The organism is Gammaproteobacteria bacterium (genome assembly GCA_013151035.1).
In the GTDB taxonomy this organism is placed as follows: domain Bacteria; phylum Pseudomonadota; class Gammaproteobacteria; order JAADJB01; family JAADJB01; genus JAADJB01.
In genome coordinates, this window is the sequence record JAADJB010000015.1 from 1 (window position 1) to 15,071 (window position 15,071).

Annotated in this window: 15 protein-coding genes and 2 tRNA genes; 2 read left to right on the plus strand and 15 right to left on the minus strand. The window is 47.5% G+C overall.

Going from position 1 to position 15,071, the window contains the following annotated elements; translation table 11 throughout:
• Positions 1-34 precede the first annotated feature (34 nt).
• Positions 35-343: a hypothetical protein gene (locus GXP22_03290; GenBank protein ID NOX08507.1), complete on the minus strand. Its 309-nt coding sequence runs from the start codon at positions 341-343 to the stop codon at positions 35-37.
• A gap of 332 nt (positions 344-675) precedes the next feature.
• Between GXP22_03290 and GXP22_03295 the strand changes: the two genes are divergently transcribed.
• Entirely contained in the window at positions 676-1,290 is a 615-nt protein-coding gene (locus GXP22_03295; protein ID NOX08508.1) for a hypothetical protein, read from the plus strand.
• Between the two features lie 147 nt (positions 1,291-1,437).
• On the opposite strand, the gene GXP22_03300 is transcribed toward GXP22_03295, so the two are convergent.
• From GXP22_03300 to GXP22_03335, 8 genes are all read right to left on the minus strand, one after another.
• A tRNA-Glu gene (locus GXP22_03300) sits at positions 1,438-1,513 on the minus strand.
• Positions 1,514-1,604: 91 nt separating this feature from the next.
• Positions 1,605-1,680 (minus strand) — tRNA-Ala (locus GXP22_03305).
• Positions 1,681-1,741: 61 nt separating this feature from the next.
• Positions 1,742-3,433 (minus strand): glutamine--tRNA ligase/YqeY domain fusion protein, encoded by a 1,692-nt coding sequence (locus GXP22_03310; GenBank protein NOX08509.1) that lies wholly within the window; start codon positions 3,431-3,433, stop codon positions 1,742-1,744.
• A gap of 133 nt (positions 3,434-3,566) precedes the next feature.
• Positions 3,567-4,976 (minus strand): glutamate--tRNA ligase, encoded by a 1,410-nt coding sequence (gltX, locus tag GXP22_03315; protein ID NOX08510.1) that lies wholly within the window; start codon positions 4,974-4,976, stop codon positions 3,567-3,569.
• An 83-nt stretch (positions 4,977-5,059) separates the two neighbouring features.
• On the minus strand, positions 5,060-5,494 hold the full coding sequence (locus GXP22_03320) for a type II toxin-antitoxin system VapC family toxin (GenBank protein ID NOX08511.1): 435 nt from the start codon (positions 5,492-5,494) through the stop codon (positions 5,060-5,062).
• Entirely contained in the window at positions 5,491-5,712 is a 222-nt protein-coding gene (locus tag GXP22_03325; protein NOX08512.1) for an AbrB/MazE/SpoVT family DNA-binding domain-containing protein, read from the minus strand. Before GXP22_03325 ends, GXP22_03320 begins: the two co-directional genes overlap by 4 nt.
• Positions 5,713-5,827: 115 nt before the next feature.
• On the minus strand, positions 5,828-6,616 hold the full coding sequence (truA, locus tag GXP22_03330) for a tRNA pseudouridine(38-40) synthase TruA (GenBank protein NOX08513.1): 789 nt from the start codon (positions 6,614-6,616) through the stop codon (positions 5,828-5,830).
• An 11-nt stretch (positions 6,617-6,627) separates the two neighbouring features.
• On the minus strand, positions 6,628-6,774 hold the full coding sequence (locus tag GXP22_03335; GenBank protein ID NOX08514.1) for a hypothetical protein: 147 nt from the start codon (positions 6,772-6,774) through the stop codon (positions 6,628-6,630).
• A 194-nt stretch (positions 6,775-6,968) separates the two neighbouring features.
• On the opposite strand from GXP22_03335, the gene ppc reads away from it, so the two are divergent.
• Positions 6,969-9,791 carry a phosphoenolpyruvate carboxylase gene (gene ppc, locus GXP22_03340; protein ID NOX08515.1) on the plus strand — a complete coding sequence of 941 codons (2,823 nt, stop codon included), beginning with the start codon at positions 6,969-6,971 and terminating at the stop codon, positions 9,789-9,791.
• Positions 9,792-9,823: 32 nt separating this feature from the next.
• Here ppc and GXP22_03345 read toward each other — a convergent pair whose 3' ends face one another.
• The 6 genes from GXP22_03345 to folK all read right to left on the minus strand — a co-directional run bounded on the left by GXP22_03345 (position 9,824) and on the right by folK (position 15,066).
• Positions 9,824-11,197 carry an FAD-dependent oxidoreductase gene (locus GXP22_03345; protein NOX08516.1) on the minus strand — a complete coding sequence of 458 codons (1,374 nt, stop codon included), beginning with the start codon at positions 11,195-11,197 and terminating at the stop codon, positions 9,824-9,826.
• A gap of 96 nt (positions 11,198-11,293) precedes the next feature.
• Positions 11,294-11,677, minus strand: a complete 384-nt coding sequence (locus GXP22_03350; GenBank protein ID NOX08517.1) for an aspartate 1-decarboxylase — start codon at positions 11,675-11,677, stop codon at positions 11,294-11,296.
• Positions 11,678-11,719: 42 nt separating this feature from the next.
• Positions 11,720-12,604, minus strand: coding sequence for a pantoate--beta-alanine ligase (locus tag GXP22_03355; protein ID NOX08518.1), 885 nt, complete (start codon positions 12,602-12,604; stop codon positions 11,720-11,722).
• Between the two features lie 234 nt (positions 12,605-12,838).
• Positions 12,839-13,621 carry a 3-methyl-2-oxobutanoate hydroxymethyltransferase gene (gene panB / locus GXP22_03360; GenBank protein NOX08519.1) on the minus strand — a complete coding sequence of 261 codons (783 nt, stop codon included), beginning with the start codon at positions 13,619-13,621 and terminating at the stop codon, positions 12,839-12,841.
• Between the two features lie 158 nt (positions 13,622-13,779).
• A complete protein-coding gene (locus GXP22_03365; GenBank protein NOX08520.1) occupies positions 13,780-14,430 on the minus strand; it encodes a deoxynucleoside kinase in 651 nt (216 codons plus the stop codon).
• Positions 14,431-14,580: 150 nt separating this feature from the next.
• On the minus strand, positions 14,581-15,066 hold the full coding sequence (gene folK, locus GXP22_03370; GenBank protein ID NOX08521.1) for a 2-amino-4-hydroxy-6-hydroxymethyldihydropteridine diphosphokinase: 486 nt from the start codon (positions 15,064-15,066) through the stop codon (positions 14,581-14,583).
• Positions 15,067-15,071 lie beyond the last annotated feature (5 nt).

A 15,071-nucleotide genomic window follows, 5' to 3' on the forward strand; every position in this document is an offset into this window, starting at 1 on the left:
GTAGAAGATATTGAGGCTTTGTTGCCGGGTAGTGTTACGCAGGATCAGATAAGCCTTCGTTGAGCAAGAGCGTTGTTGGTTGAGCGCTTACATTGTAACCGGCTACTGTGCCACAAGTCGTGTTATAGGCTACAGCACCTGTGCAAGGTGACGTAGCAACACCTAAAGCTGCGTCTATAAAATCATCTGATATTTTGGATGTAGCTATTGACCAATTTTCATAAACACCACCAGCGCTCGTAGCAATGACCGTATCGGCATAAGATAAATCGAAGGCATCAAAGCGAAGGTATTCACGACCGGTAGCCGTGTCTGTGATGAAGTTGGTTATGTCATCAGTCACCGGTGTACCGTGTGTGATGATTGCAGCGACTGCGTTGAAAGATAAAGCAGCACCACAGCGTTCACAGACAAAATATTTCAGGTCTTCGATATGAATTATTGAATCCCATGTTTAACATTATCTATGATCGACAAGCGTCACCCAACAAAACGTAAAGAAGCTCAAACTTTCCAGCCCAAAATATCGAAATTATTTACACTTAAAGATATTTTATTTATAAAAAAATTCCAAGGAAACCGTAACCCGCTGTTTTAAAGCAATAATTTAAAGTGGCATGTTATTTGTATCATATTAAGATGTAATAAACATTAATTCAACAAGGAGAACAAGCTATGAACAATCCATTACTCAATATTGTTGCAGCATCTCTATTAGCAGGCATGATCGGAAACGTAAATGCATCCTTGGTTAAATCCGGCAATATTATCACCGATACAATGGGAACAGCATCAAGCAGTGATGATATGTATTGGCTTGATCTTAATGTCGTTTACAATAACGCCGATCTGGCGAACATAAATGCTGATCCCACTTACAATATTACCGGAGCAAGTGCCTGGAATTTTGCTTCAGCAGACGATGTTATGGCTATGATTAATAACAGCCTGGCAAATGAGACATACGGCATAGATCAAGGCAATGAACTCCATTCAGTCTTTACCCCCTATTATTCCAACTCCTGGAGTTACCAGTGGTTCGGTGGAACCAATTTTTCTTTTGGTGGCCGTTTAGATGATGGCACTAATATTGTCTGGTCTTACCGGACAGGAATAGATGGTTATTATGGGGCTGATTACCCTTATGTTAGTGGGCCATCCCTGAATACATCCACAATAACAGATGGCTATTTTGTAAACGCAACGGTAATACCCATTCCTGCTACGTTCTGGTTATTCTCTTCAGGTCTGTTGGGACTTATCGGGATAGCTCGAAAAAAGCATCACTAATTTGATGACGTAAGCGCTGTAGTTGAAGCCATCATCGCGCAGCACGTCACACAGGGTGATTGAATTTGATACGACAACACGGATTATCTGAAAACCACCCGAAAAACCAAAAAAGGGTTACGATTTCTCGCAACCCTTTGATTTAATTGGCGTCCCCAAGGGGGTTCGAACCCCTGTTACCGCCGTGAAAGGGCGGTGTCCTAGGCCTCTAGACGATGGGGACAAAGACTTCTAAATTTTAACATCGGCCGTCTAAACCGAGTGCGTATTCTACTACGCATTGCCATTCAGTAAAACTACCGATGGCAATTATTTGGTGGAGCTAGGCGGGATCGAACCGCCGACCCCTTGCATGCCATGCAAGTGCTCTCCCAGCTGAGCTATAGCCCCAAAGTAGCGGCGAATCATAGGGTAAAACGGGGTTTTTGTCCAGTCTAATACCCCGCTTCACCTATTTTTTTTGCTGTTTTTCCAGTTTTGCCCAGGAATCTCTCAGGGTAACGGTTCGATTAAACACCAGCGCATCACCCTCATTGCTATCCCGACAGAAATAACCCTCACGTTCAAACTGAAAACGATCATCTGGCATGGCCTCAATCAAACCTGCCTCGACCCGACATCCCTCCAGCACCGCACAGGAATCCGGGTTAAGGAAATCATGAAAACCAGTATCCTCTCCGGCATTATCCGGGCTTGGATGGGTAAACAAACGATCATACAAATTAATCGTCGCAGCCAGGCTGGTGACAGCCGAGACCCAGTGAACAACACCCTTGACCTTACGTCCCTCCGGTGCCGCCCCCAGGGTCGCCTCATCCAGTGTGCAACGCAGTTCGGTAATCTCACCCGCGGCATCCTTAATCACCTCTTCACAGCGAATCACATAGGCATTACGCAGACGCACCTCGCCCCCGGTCACCAGACGTTTAAACTTCTTGTTCGGCGCCACCTCCAAAAAATCATTGCGATCAATATAGAGTTCACGGGTAAAACTGATCGGGCGTGTCCCCATGGTCTCATCCTGCGGGTGATTAGCCACCTCCAGGGTCTCGGTCTTGTCTTCAGGATAATTGCTCAACACCACCTTGAGTGGATGCAACACGGCCATGCGTCGTGGTGCCCGCACATTCAGGTCATCGCGGATACAACTCTCCAGCACGCCCATCTCGACCGAGTTATCCGACTTGGTGACACCAACACGATCACAGAATTCACGGATTGAGGCGGGGGTGTAACCACGTCGTCTGAGACCGGCAATGGTTGGCATACGCGGATCATTCCAGCCTTCAACATACCCCTCTGCCACCAGCTTGGTCAGCTTACGCTTACTCATTACTGTGTATTGCAGGTTCAGACGTGAAAATTCGATCTGCTGCGGGTGACACTCGATGCTGATATTATCCAGTATCCAGTCATACAGGGGGCGATGATCCTCAAACTCCAGCGTACACAGCGAATGCGTGATCCCCTCAATCGCATCCGAGATCGGGTGGGTAAAGTCATACATCGGATAAATACGCCACTTATCCCCGGTCTGATGATGGATCACACCATGACGAATCCGATACAAAGCCGGGTCACGCATATTCATGTTGGGTGATGTCATATCAATTTTGGCACGCAGCACATAGGTGCCATCGGCAAATTCACCGGCCTGCATCCGTTTAAACAGATCCAGATTTTGTTCCACTGCGGCATCCCGGTTCGGGCTATTTCTGCCCGGCTCGGTCAGAGTGCCGCGATATTCCCTCACCTGCTCGGCATTCAGATCACAGACATAGGCCTTGCCCTGCTCAATCAACTCAATGGCATAACCATAAAGCTTGTCAAAATAATCTGAGGAGAAATATAACTTGTCTTGCCAGTCGAAACCGAGCCAGCGCACATCCTGCTGAATCGAATCAACGAACTCAATATCTTCTTTATGTGGATTGGTATCATCAAAACGCAGATGACAATGGGCATTCGGGTAATCCCTGGCAATACCAAAATTCAGACAGATCGACTTGGCATGTCCGATATGCAGATAACCATTGGGTTCGGGTGGAAAACGCGTTATTACCTTGCCACCGTGTTTACCTGTGGCGAGGTCTTCATCGATAATCTGACGAATAAAATTTGTTGGCGTTGGGTGATCACTCATTTTTTATGTTTATCCTTTTGGTGCGCGGTGCGCACCCTACCAATTAATGTGCTACCGATTCGAGTACATACCCTACCTGATTTGGAGCGGTAGGGTGCGCAATGCGCACCAGAATATCAAACCACCTTTCAGGTCAAGCAACACTCTCGCGTTCACTAATAAATGCCAGCGCCTTATCAACCCGTCGCAATACCGCCTCACGACCCGTTAAATACAGAGTAATATCAATACCCGGTGAGGCGGCACGTCCTGCCACGGCAACGCGCAGGGGTTGTGCCACCTTGCCCATTTTAAGTTCCAGTGTCTCGGCTACCCGCTCGACCAGACTATGCAGTGCCTCGGGACTCCACTCTACTAAATCCGCCAAACCCTCACGCATCCGCTCCAGTCCTTCACGCGCCACCGGACGCAGATGTTTCTTCGCCGCCTTCTCTTCAAAGGCATCAAAGTCCTGATAAAAGAAGGCACTGATCTCAGCCATCTCCACCAGACTCTTGGCACGTTCATGTTGCGCCTTAACCACCTCCATGATATCCGCGCCCTGTGAGGGATCAATACCCAGATTACCCAGATGCACACTCAACAGGTGAGCGATACGCGCCGGATCACTAGACTTGATATAGTGCTGATTCAACCACAGCAGCTTTTCATTATTAAAACTGGAAGGTGCCTTGTTGACATCTTCAATATCAAACAACTCAATCATCTCATCCACCGAGAAGATTTCCTGATCACCATGCGACCAACCCAGGCGTACCAGATAATTCAATAATGCCTCCGGCAAGATACCCTGATCACGATAATCCACCACACTCACTGCACCATGTCGCTTGGACAACTTGGCACCATCCTCACCATGGATCATCGGCACATGGGCATAATGCGGCACATCATGTCCCAGCGCCTTGATAATATTAATCTGCCGCGGGGTATTATTCAGATGGTCATCACCACGAATAACCTGCGTGACTCCCATATCAATATCGTCCACCACCACGGTAAGATTGTAGGTTGGTGAACCATTGGTGCGTTGAATAATGAGATCATCCAGTTCCGCATTCGGATAGATCACCTTGCCCTGCACCAGATCATCCACCACCACAGAACCATCCACCGGAGTCTTGAAACGAATAACATGCGGTTCATCGGCACTCACCATCTGGTTACGGCAGTGACCATCATAGCGTGGCTTTTGCTTGTTCTTCATCTGCTCTTCACGCAGCGTATCCAGACGTTCCCTGGAACAGTTACAACGATAAGCCACACCCTGGCTCATCAACTGCTGAATTGCCGCCTGATAATGCTCAGAACGCTCAGTCTGATAAAACGGGCCTTCATCATATTCCAGAGCCAACCAGGTCATCCCTTCAAGAATGGCATTGACCGATTCCTGAGTCGAACGTTCAAGATCAGTATCCTCAACACGCAGGATAAACTTGCCACCATGTTTACGCGCATACAGCCACGAAAACAAGGCAGTACGCACACCACCAATATGGAGGTAACCGGTAGGACTCGGAGCAAAACGGGTTTTTATCGACATAAGAATGCACTGTTCACTTGAAAAGTAGTATTTTATCAGAGTCTTACTTTAGGGGACAGACTTAAAGTCCGCAGCTATCAGCATTAAGGTTTTCTTGCCCCTGATATCGCTTGTAATGCAACGTCAAAGGTATAGACACCATCGAATACGGCTTTTAATTGATTAGCAATATTTTGTGCTTTATTAACAATAAGTAAATCAGGGAAATCAACTTCCTTGCCTCTGACTCCTGCTGTTATCGGTTGTTCTTTTGTATAATCAGTTAAAGCTCGCCAGAGCGTCTGTCCATCTTCAAAGATTACATTCAGTTCTGCAAACAATGCATTGATAACGATTATAATCGCTTCCTTATCAAGCTTGTATTTCTTGCCTTTAAGCGTCCAGATTGTTTCTACCAACACAACATCAGTAATCAAGACTTTATCGCCAGCGGTAATAATTGCCGCCGCCTTTTTTGATTGACTAGCATCATCATCGAGCAGATATCGCAACAATACATTCGTATCAATCGCTATCATGTATTAACCGCACCCTGTAACGAGGCTTCATCACTCAAGCGTTTATCCACCTTGATACCTTTTAGTACACCTTTTGCTGCGCTTGATGTTTTTTTAACAATGGTTATGCAGCCATAATTATCAACATAACTGTTATATTCATCGCCTGGTTCAATATGCACCTGACGACACTGATCTACGGGCAAGGTGATTTGTCTTTTCGCACTCACTTTAGGCATAAAACATCCTCTTTACTATTCATTAATAGGTAAAGAACAGGGCTATCTTTACATTTTGTCAAAAGGTAAAGATCAGAGAGCCTAAAATGGGGGCAGACTTTAAGTCTGTCCCCGGTTAAGTCTGAAAACCCGGCAAGAGCAATTCACACGGAAGATTAAACTCAGCAGGATATTCCACCCCCGTCAAATAAAGCCCGGCGGCAGGTGCAGTCATCCCCGCCTGAGTACGGTCACAGACCTTTAACAGCTCACAGACCCACTCAGGTTCACGTTCAACCCTGGCGACCTTGAGCAACACGCCGACAATATTACGCACCATGTGATGCAGGAAAGCATTAGCACAGATATCAATCATTATATATTGTCCGGCCCGTTCCACCGTTAGATGATGAATGGTGCGTACCGGGCTATGTGCCTGACAGGCAGTGGCACGAAAAGAGGTGAAGTCATGTTCACCTAACAGATATTCAGCCGCCTGCTGCATACGCAGCACATCAAGATTCCCATGAACCCAGCTCACCTGATCACGCAACAGTGCCGGACGTGCATTACTATTAAAGATCACATAACGATAATGCCTGCGCACCGCCTTGAAACGCGCATGAAAATCCATACCCGTCGACCTCATCCAGTGAATACAAATATCCTTGGGCAGATGGGTATTAACGCCCATAATCCATGCCTTGTCTTCACGCACCACCTCGCTATCAAAATGGATAACCTGCGTTGTTGCATGCACTCCGGTATCGGTACGTCCAGCACAAACCACCTTGACCGGATGATTCGCTACGCGAGAAAGTGCCGCCTCCACACATTCCTGAACCGTGCGCACACCACCATCCTGTGACTGCCAACCACAAAACTGACTCCCATCATATTCCACACCCAGGGCAATACGCATCACTCTCCAACCTATTAAAAACAACCCTGCAAAGGATATCTCGATCCGGTTAACTCAAGAGACAGGGAGTGCTTTTCTCTAACAGAGACCGTTGCCCGCATGGACGCGGGCATCGAGCCACCATGGATGGTTTCACGCGCGTCTCTGTTAGAGAAAAGCACCCCCTGTCTCGAATCCAGATATCTATCAACAAGTTACAAAAACAAAACATCAAACAAGCCCCATAATAACCCAAGACACATAAAAACCAAAAGATTGAACCTGAGTAGATCAATCAATCTCCCCCAAAATTAGGGTATAATTAAAAAATCAGAGTTAACAACAGAAGGATACCGCGCTGTTGCGTGGTTTTTTTATGCCTAAAAATACAATGATAACGATCCAGGAACCTCGTGATAAAGAACTACGGGCACGCGTACGTCTGTTTGGCAACCTGCTAGGTAACGTACTCAAGCAGTATGCCGGCAGAGAGGTTTTCAATTCAGTAGAAAAACTACGCAAGGGTTATATCCAACTACGCAGTAATGAAGACCAACGTCTGCGTGATCGCCTGACACGCCTGATTATTGATATGGAACCCCAGCACACCACCCATGTCGTCAGAGCCTTTAGCATCTATTTTAGCCTGGTCAGCATTGCTGAAGAGGCCTTCCAACACAGCCAGCGCAGGCGCATTATCCGCAAAAATGAACCCAAATGGGTGGGCTCATTCGGGCATACCATTGATGAACTGCACCGTGATGGTGTTGATGCCGAGCAAATGGAAAAGCTACTCTCCGAGATCTGTTATATTCCGGTTTTTACCGCGCATCCTACCGAAGCCAAACGCCGCAGTATTATGGTCATATTGCAACGCATATTCCGCATCAGTGAAAAACTCAGCGACCCCCGACATAGCAAACACCAACGCGCTGATATTATCGCTAACCTTGAAAGCCAGATACAGATCCTGTGGAAAACCGATGAGGTACGCGTACGTCGTCCCAGGGTACGCGATGAAATTCGCAATGGCCTGTTCTACTTCAGAGAAAGCCTGTTCAAAGCCATACCAACCGCTTATCGCTACCTGGAAAACGCCCTTAACAAGAACTACGATCAACCCTTTAATGCCCTCAAAAAAGCCAACATCATCCGCTTTGGTTCATGGATCGGTGGTGATCGTGATGGCAATCCGAACGTTAAACCAGAGACCACCGAACTCGCTTTACGCATGCATATGCAAGAGGCATTAACAGAGTATCTGTCTCACACTCGTGCCCTCACCCGCATGCTGACCCACTCTGTCGTATTATGTCATCCCTCCAGCGAATTCCTCACCAGCCTGGAAAAAGATAATCAAAGTTTCCCCGGCGCATTCAAAGATCATCCCCATCGTTATAGTCAGGAACCTTATCGCCGCAAGTTGTCGATTATGAGCTATCGATTAAAAAAGAACCTGAAAAAACTGGCTATTCAACTGGATGAGAATGACAACACCGATACCTCTGACTGGAATGAACCGTACACCTCCGAGTTTGAGTTATTGCATGACCTCCATCTAATTCATAGCTCACTGCATGGACATGGCGATGGCAATATTGCAGACCAGGAGCTCAAAGACCTGATCCGTCTGGTCGAGACCTTTGGCTTTTATCTAATGCAACTGGATATCCGTCAGGAATCAACCCGACATAGCAATGCAATTGATGACATCTGTCAACAGATCAGCGGCGATCAGAACTATGCCAATATGGATGAAATAGCGCGTAGACACTACCTGACACAAACCATCAGCAAGGCACAGGAAATAACACTCGACCGTAGCCGATTAAAAGAAGATACCCAGGAAATTCTCGCGGTATTCGATGTTATGGTCAAGATGCGTAAGGAGATCAGCCCGGCAGCCTTTGGCAACTACGTCATCTCCATGACCCATCACGCCAGTCATGTGCTGGAGGTGATGACCTTGGCTTCACTCTGTAATATGGCAGGCAAAAAGAATAATGAGTGGTTCTGTGATATCCAGATCAGCCCCCTGTTTGAGACCATTGAGGATCTATTTCATACCGAAGAGGTGCTCACCTGCCTGTTTGATGATCCAGTCTATCGAGAACTACTGAAGGTATCCGGCAATCGACAAGAGGTGATGCTCGGTTACTCCGACTCCTGTAAGGATGGTGGCATCCTTGCCTCCACCTGGAATCTCTATAATGCACAGCGACAGATTCTACAGATTGCACAAGAAAAGAAGGTGGAATGTCGTTTATTTCATGGTCGCGGTGGTACCGTTGGCCGTGGTGGTGGCCCTACCCACGAGGCCATCCTGGCACAACCCGATGGTACCGTGCATGGTCAGATCAAGTTTACCGAACAGGGTGAGGTGCTATCACATAAATACAGCCACACAGAAACCGCATCCTATGAGATATCCATGGGTATTACCGGCTTGATCAAGGCGAGCAAGAATCGAATAAAGGATATCTCCCCGGATAACCAGGAATATCTGGATATCATGACCGAGATTACCGCCAGTGGTGAAGAGGCCTACCGCCAACTGACAGAAAAAACAGACGGCTTCCTCGACTATTTTTATGAGATCACTCCGGTCACCGAGATCGGACTCATGAACATTGGATCAAGACCCAGCCATCGTGCCAGCGGCAACCGTTCCAAGGATTCCATACGCGCAATCCCCTGGGTCTTTGGCTGGGCACAGGCACGTCATACCCTACCTGCCTGGTTCGGTATCGGACATGCCATTAGCCGTTGGAAGGATAACGACCCGGCACGACTGGCTAAGCTGCAAAAGATGTATAAGGAATGGCCCTTCTTCCATGCACTATTGAGTAATACCCAGATGGCGTTGTTCAAGGCCGATACCAATATCGCCCAGGAATATAGTTATTTAATGGCAGACCCTGCGTCTGCAAAACGTATCTATGCACTCATCCATGAGGAATTTGAATTAACGGTAAAACAGATCATGGAGGTTGCCGGGGTTGACCTGCTACTAGAGGAAAACCCAACATTACACCTGTCTCTTATTCGACGTAAGCCCTATCTGGATCCCTTGAACCACATACAGATTAATCTACTGAAACAGTTTCGTGGTAGTGATGAAGCAGGCAAAGAACGTTACCTGCCACCCTTGTTGCGTTCAATCAATGCCATCGCCACCGGCATGAGAAACACAGGATAATCGGTAGGGTGCGCATGCGCACCAAAATATAATTAACCTTCTTGTGGCTCCAGCTGCTTCAACACATCCTGAGCCGCAATTTTATATAGCACGCTCAGTGTTGGCACATTGAAGACAAAACGATCCAGGTCATCCACTGTCCCGCCATAGCGAATAATCGTCATTGCGATATGAATTAATTCCGTGGCATGACTACCGATAATACAGGCACCGAGCAGACAATGGCTACTACGATCAACCACTAGATTGATCATCCCTGCATTCTCACCCAGCATATGAGATCGTACGGCCTTATCGTAAGAGGCAGTGGCACAAACCGGATCAAAACCATGTTTGATCGCTTCTTCCGTAGTAAACCCGACACTACTCAATTCAGGAATGGTAAATACGCCGTTTGGAATGAGTGCATCAATAGCACCCCGTTTAACACCAAACATATGCGCCGCCGCTTCTCTGCCCTGCTCCATACCCATCGATGCCAAGGAAGGAAACCCGACCACATCACCAGCGGCATAGATGTGCTCGACTTCGGTCTGCATATATTCATTCACCTCAATCGTGCCCCAATGGGTCAGCGACACACCCGCCGCCTCCAGATTAAGTTCATCGGTTGCCGGCTTTCTACCCAACGCCACAAATACCACCTCAGCGGAATCCATCGTGCCATCATCCAGATAGACCTCAACCCCCTCACCCTTATAAGTCTGTAACGCCTCCGGACGGGCATCATTACGCACCACCATGCCACTCTCACGAAAGGCATCCTCGATAAAATCACTCATCTCATTATCAACAAAACCCAACACCCGATCACGTCCATTGATCAGCGTCACCTGAACCCCCAAGGCCTGAAAAATAGAGGCATATTCACATGCAATCACACCACCGCCTAATACAATCATGGAAGCCGGGATATGATTGAGTGACAACAGAGTATCGGAGTTATGCACCAGATTCCCATCAACAGGTAATTCAGGCACAGAGCGAGGACTGGAACCGGTGGCAATCAAAATTCGTTCACCATGAACCTTTTCACCGGTTGATAGCCCCAGGGTATGGGCATCAATAAAACGAGCGGTAGCACAGATACGGGTAACCGCACTGTTTTTGAAATCATGCTCAATCCGCTCACGCCAACGCGCCACCAGATGCCGTTTCAGGCTCATAAAGCTACGCACAGTGGGATTATTTGAAGAGGTTGAGACAACACCATGACGGCGACCACCCGCCAGATACAAAGCCGATTCACGCAAGGTCTTACTCGGGATCGTGCCGGTATTCACCCAGGCACCACCGGCAGGGCCATGATCGATTACACAGACAGAGTGCCCATGATCGGCAGCAAATAATGCCGCCTTTTCACCACCGGGTCCACTACCAATAACAATTAATTCATAGCTTTCCATTATGCACTCCTGATAAATGACCGGTGCGTGGTACGCACCCTACCATGCGTGGGATGCACCCTACCGGTAGGGTGCGCAATGCGCACCATTGTTTGATTACCCCACAGCCTGCACAGGAATCTCGTTATTGGTATGAGTCACCTGATTACTCTCATCAAGATACACCAGTGTCGGCTTAAAGCTCATGGCTTCCTGTTGAGACAAACGGACATAGGCACAGATAATAACCCGATCCCCCGGATTGGCCTTGTGTGCGGCCGCACCATTAACAGAGATAATACCGGAACCATCCTCAGCCCGAATAACATAGGTTGTAAAGCGTTCGCCATTGGCCATATTGTAAATATGAATCTGTTCATATTCACGTAGCCCGGCAGCCTTTAATAACAAGCCATCAATCGCACAGGAACCTTCGTACTCAAGTTCAGAATGAGTTACGCGTGCCTGGTGCAATTTGGCCTTGAGCATTGTTAGTTGCATAAAATACTGGTTCACCGTTCAATCAAGAACGATAATTATCCCTTATTTCAGTAAAAAATTCATCTTTAAAGCTGAATCACCGTTATGATTGGCTCGAATATTATCAATCAAGCGGGTATCCCCCAAACGAGCCGCAAGCAAAACCACCCAATCCAGGCAGTCTTCTCCCACATCAAGCAATGTTTTCGCATCACGAACAGTAAAATACTCCACTTCAAAGCCAAATGAGGTCAAATAATCCCGCATTTCCACCTCAAGTCCTGAAACATCCCTTTCACCCTGCTGCAAACGCTGATTAGCCGCCTGTAGAGATTGAAACAGGATCGGCGCAATGGCGCGTTGTTCAGTCGACAGATAACGATTACGCGAACTCATCGCCAGACCATCTGGCTCACGTCGAGTTTCAACCGCAATAATCTCAACAGGCATATAAAGCAGCTTCACCATACGACGAATAATGCTTAACTGCTGAAAATCCTTGCTACCCAATACAGCAACATCCGGCTGCACAATATTAAACAACTTGGCAACCACCGTAGTCACCCCGGTAAAGTGTCCCTTGCGACTGGCACCACACAAGATCTCACTAATACCCGTCACCTCGACAATAACAGCATCCCGATCTTCGCCATAGATCTCATCGACATCAGGCACAAATAAACAGTCAGCTCCCACCGCATGCAGTTTCTCAATATCCTGTTCCAGGGTGCGTGGATAGGTCGAGAAATCCTCACCCGCCGAAAATTGTAACGGATTAACAAAGATACTCACCACCACACGATCAGCACAACGAAACCCCTCCTCCACCAGAGCCAGATGACCCTGGTGGAGATTACCCATGGTAGGAACAAAGGCAACACGCAGCCTCTCCCCACGCCATTCGCCAAGCTGTGAACGAACTGCCGAAATAGTCTTAGCTATATTCATGTATGAACCGTCATGGGGACAGTATACCTATTTCCGTACGATGGTTTGAGGTTCGTGGAACTCTTCGAGGGGACACAGCAGATAAAGCCTGCTATGTCCCCGGCCTGTGCCAGCCTAAAAATAGACACCGACCCGCATCATTGAACCGGGGACATAGCAAGGCTTTATCTGCTGTGTCCCCTTAAGCACGTACCACAAGCTCAGAGATGAATAGAGAACCTCTAATTATAAAATTCAAAAACTATGCTCGGCTGCCGGAAACAACTCATCTTTAACCGCACGAACATAGGCCTTCAATGCCGCTGCTATATCCTCATTCTCAGCTAGAAAATCCTTCGAAAAACGTGGCCGTTTACCCGGCGTAATCCCCAATGCATCATACAACACAAGCACCTGACCATCACAATCAACACCCGCACCAATACCAATAACAGGGATATCCAACGCCAGACTAATCCTTTTCCCCAATGATGCTGGCACACACTCCAGCACCAATAAAGATGCACCGGCTTGCTGTAATGCAATCGCATCATCCAGAATAATTTGTGCCTGCTCCTCACTACGCCCCTGCACATGATAGCCACCCAGTTCATTAACCGACTGCGGCAACAAACCTAGATGAGCACACACAGGATAGCCCTGATCAACCAGTGCAGATACCACATCCATCATGGCACCCTCCAGCTTAACCATCTGCGCCCCACCCTGCTCCATTAATCGCTGTGCATTCTGTAGCGCAGACTCAACCGTTAAATAACTGTGATAAGGCAGATCCACAATATATAATGCCGAGCCGGATTGACGCGTCACACATCGCGCATGATAAATCATGTCATCCATAGTAACGGGCAGAGTAGAGTCATGCCCCTGCAACACCATACCCAGAGAATCCCCCACTAGAATCAGCTCCACACCCGCTCGTTCCAGCAGCCGTGAAAAACTGGCATCATAACAGGTCAGACAGGTGATCTTCTCACCACGCTGCTTCATTGCCATTAGTTGATTAATCGTTATCATTACTGTCCCATTAACTCAAGAGATATGAATTGCGCTTCTCTACCAGAGACCCTTGCCCGCATGGACGCGGGCGTGGAGCCACCATGGATGGTTTCACGGCGTGTCTCTGGTAGAGAAGTGCAATTCATGTCTCAAACCCCAGGGAACCGTTGATCCAACTACAAATTTGCCGGAGCAGGATTAAAATAATGCCGACCACTGGTAGTACTACGCACCCGCTCCAGCAAGGCATCATAATCCATCTGATTCCCGGCAATATCAATATCCGTAGAATTAACAATCAACAAGGGCCCCGCGCTGTAAGTATGAAAAAAACGTTCATAAGTATCAACTAATCGGGAAAGATAATCCTTGCCCATTTTACGCTCATAGGAAATACCGCGTTTGCGTATACGCTTCAATAATACATTAACCGGGGCCTGCAAATAAATAACCAGATCCGGAGTGGGGCTATCCAGAGTTAGTTGAGAATACACCTGCTCATAAAGTTTATATTCTTCATCATCCAGCGTTAAACCGGCAAATAATTGATCCTTCGCCATCAGGTAATCAGCCACCCGTACCGGACGAAACATATCCCCCTGACGTAGCTCCTGCATTTGCTTGGCTCGTTGAAAAAGAAAAAACAACTGGGTGGGGAGAGCGGCATCCTTCGGGTTATTGTAAAACTTCTCAAGGAAGGGGTTCGCATCGCCACTTTCCAACAACAAGGCACTGCCAAAACTACTCGACAAACGCCGTGCCAGAGTCGTCTTGCCGACACCAATCGGTCCTTCTACAACAATATAATCAGGCTGTTTTATAGTCATAATATTGCTATCCCGCTCAAGAGACAGGGATTATTTCTCTTTATCAGAGACCGTCAGCCGCACGGACGCGGCTGTCGAGCCTACATGGATGTATTGACGGCGTGGCTCTGATAAAGAGGAATGATTCATGCCTCGAACTCACACAGCATTTCAAGAAACCTTCTTTATATCCGAACAATCACAATACTTTAACATCTCTTTCAATAACCCTCTCCCTGGAATATCCAGATCAGGAGCTATCTCATTGAGTGGCAACAACACAAATGAACGTTCATGCAGCCCATAATGTGGCACAGTCAGGCGTTCTGAATTTATCTCCTCGTCACCAAGCAAAAGAATATCAAGGTCAATAATACGCGCACCCCAGCGTTCTTCATCACGCATCCGCCCCTGTGTCTGCTCAATATCCTGGAGATGATCCAGTAATTCAATAGCTGATAATTCCGTTTTCAGCAACACCACCGCATTAATATAATCCGGCTGTTCCATAGCCGCCATTGGTGCACTTTGATAAAGACTGGAGGACTTGATTAATTGACTATTGACCAGTGTCTGTAAACAACGAAGCGCTTGCCTGACCTGCATGACAGGATCATTCAGATTACTGCCTATCCCGATGTAAACGTATTGACCCATTTTAT